Genomic DNA, 6,000 nt, shown 5'->3' with positions numbered 1-6,000 from the left:
AATAATTTGTTAATAGTATAAGTCTCTTGACACTTTTTATTGACTAAAGTTTCTATCATTTTGAACACTTTTACTCCCTTTTTGTACATAGTTGATACCAAAATGAACATAGTTCTCTTCCATTTTTATTAGTTGTCACTAAATTGTACATAGTTACTATCAAAATGTACCATAGTTATCACTAAAATATACCATAGTTGTTATTTTTACAAATATGTTATATATTTTTTATACTAAGCATAGTATAAAAAATATCTTTTCTAAAATCAAAACTAAAACACTTATTTTTTCTAAATCTTAATTATTAATAGTACAAATCTCTTACTCCTTATCTCCAGTCACAGCAATTTATCTCAAGTGATCGTCTTAATGCTTACACTTACATTATATTATCAATAATATGATCAAAAATATTCCTCCAACCTATTTACTTATTTATTTATATGGTTTAATATTATCTTATATAATTAAAGTGTTAATTTAAAAATAAAATTTAAGGAGTATATTTATGCAACAAAATAAAATTTTAAAAGGAATATTAAACGACGAAGAAAAAACGGCTCTAGCTTTCCTTCAAGACTCTATCACAAAAACTAATACTGATAACTATAACTTATTAACTCTTGCACATGCAAGACCTAATAAGTTAATACTAAACTTAAATATCGATCAACTCAAATCAATACTATCAAATATCATACCAACATTAAAAGTAAAAAAAGAAACAGAAAATATTCTTGAAAATTACACTGGACTATTAAAAAATGCTTTTATAAAAAGATTAAAAATTGCAACAACACAATATAACTATTCTTTAAAAACCATTTGTAACAATCCCAATTATGATGAAATGAATCACAATTTGTCAAAAATAAACAGTACGGACATATTTAAAAGTATTATAAATGCCATAAAATATTATAATAACATAATGCAACGATTAAACAATGACGACAAAAGGGCTTTAATCTTCATTCAAGACTCTATCACAAAATTTAATCCAAATAACCCAAAAGATCAGAGCATCATAACTAATATACAAGACAATCTTAGGACGCTAATATCACAACTAAGTATTGATACACCAGCACTATCAAATATCAGACGAACGTTAAAAACAAAAAAAGAAGCAGAAGACTCTCTTGAAAATTACAATAACCCATTAAAGGACATACTTACAAAAATATTAAAAGACGCATCAATAAAATTGACAGATCTTTTAATAAACATATGTAACACTATAAATTATTATGAATTTTATCATAATTTGTCAAAAATAAACAATGCGGATATATTTAAAAATATTATAAACACCATAAAACATTATAATAACGTCATAGAACAATTAAGCAATGACGAAAAAGAGGCTTTAACTTTCCTTAAAGACTCTGCCACAAAACCTAATCCAGATGACCCAAATGACCATAGTATCATAACTAATATACAAGAAAACTTACATAAATTAATACTAAACTTAAGTATTGATCAACTCAAATCAATACTATCAAATATCATACCAACATTAAAAGCAAAAAAAGAAGCAGAAGACTCTCTTGAAAATTACAATGACCCATTAAAGAACACATTTATAAAAAGATTAAAAAATGCATCTACACAATTTAAATATTTTTTAAAAAACATATGTAACACTTCAAATTTTGATGAAATTCATCAAAATTTGTCAACAACAAACAATGCAAACGTATTTGAAAATATTATAAACACCATAAAACATTATAATAATGTCATAAAACAACATTTAAACAACGACGAAAAAGAGGCTTTGGTTCTCCTTGGAAACTCTATTTCAAAAGAGATAAAACGTATCAATAAATTTATGATTATAGAACAACAAATAAGTCTTAATAAATTAATACTAAACTTAAGTATTGATCAACTCAAATCAATACTATCAAATATCATTCTAATACTAAATACAAAAAAAGAAGCAGAAGACTCTCTTAAAAATTACAATGGGCCATTAAAAAACACATTTACAAAAAAATTAGAAAATGCAACAATACAATTTATAGAACTTTTAAAGAAAACATATAATATTTCCAATTTTGACGCAATGTACCATAATTTATCGATAACAAATGCATATCTATTTAAAGATATTACAAGAAATATAGAAGACTACAATAACGTCATAAAACAATTAAATAACGAGGAACAAGAAACTTTAACTTTCCTTCAACACTCTATCACAAAACCTAATCCAGATGACCCAAATGATCACAATATTATAACTAATACACAAGCAAGCCTTACTAAGTTAATACTAAACTTAAGTATTGATAAACTTAAATCAATATTATCAAATATCATGCCAACATTAAAGGCAAAAAAAGAAGCAGAAGACTCTCTCACAAATTACAATCACCCACTAAAAAATACACTTACAAAAAAATTAGAAGATGTCACAACTCAAGTTATAAATACTTTAAAAAGTATTTATAATACTCCCAATTTTGATGAGATAGACCATAATTTATCAACAACAAACAATACAGCACACCTATTTGAAAGTGTTGCAAGCGATATAAAAAACTACAATAACATCATAAAACAATTAAACGACGACGAAAAAAGGGCTTTAACTTCCCTTGCAAATTTAATCACAAAACCTAATCCAAATGTCCCAAATGATCACAATATCATAACTCATGCGCAAGCAAACTTACATAAGTTAATACTAAACTCCGATATTGATAAACTCAAATCAATACTGTCAAATATCAGACTAACATTAAAAGCAAAAATATATGCAGAAAACTCTATTATCAATCACGATGACCCATTAAAATATACACTTACAAAAGTTTTAGAAGATGCAACAACACACTACATACAGTATTTAAAAACCACTTGTATCAATCCCAATTTTGATGAAATATACCGTAATTTATTAACAACAAATAATACAGCACACCTATTTGAAGCTATTGCAAGTGATATAAAAGATTACAATAACGTTATAAAACAATTAAATGACGACGAAAAAGAGGCTTTAACTTTCCTTCAACACTCTATCATAAAACCTAATCCAGATGATTTAGATGCCTATATCACAATTTTTTATGATGAACAAGAAAAGTTCAATAATCTAATACTAAATTTAAAATTAGCAAGAATAAAAGTAATACTATTGAATATCAAACTAACATTAAAAGCAAAAAAAGAAGCAGAGGACTCTCTTAAAAATTACAATAGACCATTATTAAAAAATACTTTTATACAAATACTAAAAACTGCAACAACACAATACATCTATAATTTAAAAAACATGTATTTCTGGACTAATGAAATAGTCTCTAATGCATCAGAAACAAATGATATACACATATTTAAAAGTATTGCAAAAGTTATACAATATTATAACAATAATATAGAAAAATTAAATGACGACGAAAAAGAGGCTTTAATTTTCCTTCAATACTCTATCACAAAACCTAATCCAGATGACCCAAATGACTATAGTATCATAATTAATGCACAAGCAAACTTACATAAAGTAATACTAAATTTCAATATTTATGAACTCAAATCAATACTATCAAAAATCATACTAACATTAAAGGCAAAAAAAGAAGTAAAAGACGCTCTTACAAATTACAGCGGCCTATTAAAAAATACTTTTACAAAAAAACTAGAAGAGTCAACAACACAATTTGCAAATCTTTTAAAAAACATTTGCAATAATGCTCCCGATATTGATGAAATGTACAATAATTTATCAACAACAAACAATGCAAATGTATTTGAAGCTATTGCAAGTGATATAAAAAATTATAATAACATTATAGAACAATTAAACGACGACGAAAAAGGGGCTTTAACTTCCCTTGCAAATTTAATCACAAAACCTAATCCAGATGACTCTGATGAACATAATATCATAACTCATGCACAAACAAACTTATATAGGTTAATACTAAACTTAGATATCGATAAACTCAAAAAAGCTATATCGGGCATTGTAATAACATTAGATGCAAAAAAAGATGTTGAAGATTCTCTTAAGGTTTATACTGGACTATTAAAAGACACACTTACAAAAATGTTAAAAGACACAACAACATCATATGAAAATCATTTAAAAAGAATTTGCAATACTCCCGATTTTGATGAAATGTACAATAATTTATTAACAACAAACAATGCAAATGTATTTGAAGCTATTGCAAGTGATATAAAAAATTATAATAACATTATAGAACAATTAAACGACAACGAAAAAGGGGCTTTAACTTCCCTTGCAAATTTAATCACAAAACCTAACCCAAATGTCCCAAATGATCACAATATCATAACTCATGCGCAAGAAAACTTATATAAGTTAATACTAAACTTCGATATTGATAAACTCAAAAAAGCTATATCGGGCATTGTAATAACATTAGATGCAAAAAAAGATGTTGAAGATTCTCTTAAGGATTACAATGAACCATTAAAATATACACTTACAAAAATGTTAAAAAACACAACAACATCATATGAAAATCATTTAAAAAGAATTTGCAATACTCCCGATTTTGATGAAATGTACAATAATTTATTAACAACAAACAATGCAAATATATTTGAAAATATTGTAAGCATGATAAAAAGTCATAATAATATTATAGAACAATTAAACGACGACGAAAAAGAGACTTTGACTTTCCTTCAATACTCTATCACAAAACCTAATCCAGATGACTCTGATGAACATAATATCATAACTTATGTACAAGAAAACTTATATAGGTTAATACTAAACTTAGATATCGATAAACTCAAAAAAGCTATATCGGACATTGTAATAACATTAAAGGCAAAAAAAGATGTTGAGGATTCTCTTAAGGATTACAATGGACCATTAAAAGATACACTTACAAAAATGTTAAAAGACACAATAACATCATATGAAAATCATTTAAAAAGAATTTGCAATACTCCCGATTTTGATGAAATGTACAATAATTTATCAACAACAAACAATGCAAATGTATTTGAAAATATTGTAAGCATTATAAAAAATTATAATAATATTATAGAACAATTAAACGACGACGAAAAAGGGGCTTTAACTTTCCTTCAACACTCTATCACACAACCTAATCCAGATGACTCTGATGAACATAATATCATACCTCATGCACAAACAAACTTATATAGGTTAATACTAAACTTAGATATTGATAAACTCAAAAAAGCTATATCGGGCATTGTAATAACATTAAATGAAAAAAAAGATATTAAGGATTCTCTTAAGGATTACAATGAACCATTAAAATATACACTTACAAAAATGTTAAAATACATAACAACATTATATGAAAATCATTTAAAAAGAATTTGCAATACTCCCGATTTTGATGAAATGTACAATAATTTATCAACAACAAACAATGCAAATGTATTTGAACCTATTGTAAGCATTATAAAAGATTACAATAACGTTATAAAACAATTAAACGACGACGAAAAAGAGGCTTTAACTTTCCTTCAACACTCTATCACACAACCTAATCCAGATGACTCTGATGAACATAATATCATACCTCATGCACAAACAAACTTATATAGGTTAATACTAAACTTAGATATTGATAAACTCAAAAAAGCTATATCGGGCATTGTAATAACATTAGATGCAAAAAAAGAAGCAGAAGACTCTCTTAAGGTTTATACTGGACCATCAAAAGACATACTTACAAACAAATTAAAATATGAAACAATATTATATGAAAATCATTTAAAAAGCATTTGTAATAAATTCTATCCTGATGAAATATACAATAATTTGTCAACAACAACAAACTACGCATCCCAATTTAAAATTGTATAAGGGATTATATACAGTAATTTGTCAACAACAAACTACAAATATATAAATTTATGGAAAAATAAATCCATAAAACAAATAAAATAATGAACTTTTTTCAAGTATCTATTAACTACCTTTAATTATGAGGCTGTGTTAATAGATACTAATTGATATACTGCTTCGGT

1 protein-coding gene is annotated in these 6,000 nt (G+C 25.8%); it reads left to right on the top strand.

Translation table 11 applies throughout. The features are described from left to right. The first annotated feature begins 508 nt into the window (after positions 1-508). Positions 509-5,836: a BTA121 domain-containing protein surface lipoprotein gene (locus bpSLO_RS06335; RefSeq protein WP_246990044.1), complete on the top strand. Its 5,328-nt coding sequence runs from the start codon at positions 509-511 to the stop codon at positions 5,834-5,836. The last annotated feature ends 164 nt before the right edge of the window (positions 5,837-6,000 follow it).

It is taken from the genome of Borrelia parkeri (assembly GCF_023035815.1).
Lineage (GTDB): Bacteria > Spirochaetota > Spirochaetia > Borreliales > Borreliaceae > Borrelia > Borrelia parkeri.
This window is presented reverse-complemented; position numbering and strand designations above follow the sequence as displayed.

Excerpts from the sequence above, each read along its gene's own strand:
- bpSLO_RS06335 (WP_246990044.1), top strand. The coding sequence starts at position 509 with ATGCAACAAAATAAAATTTTAAAAGGAATATTAAACGACGAAGAAAAA.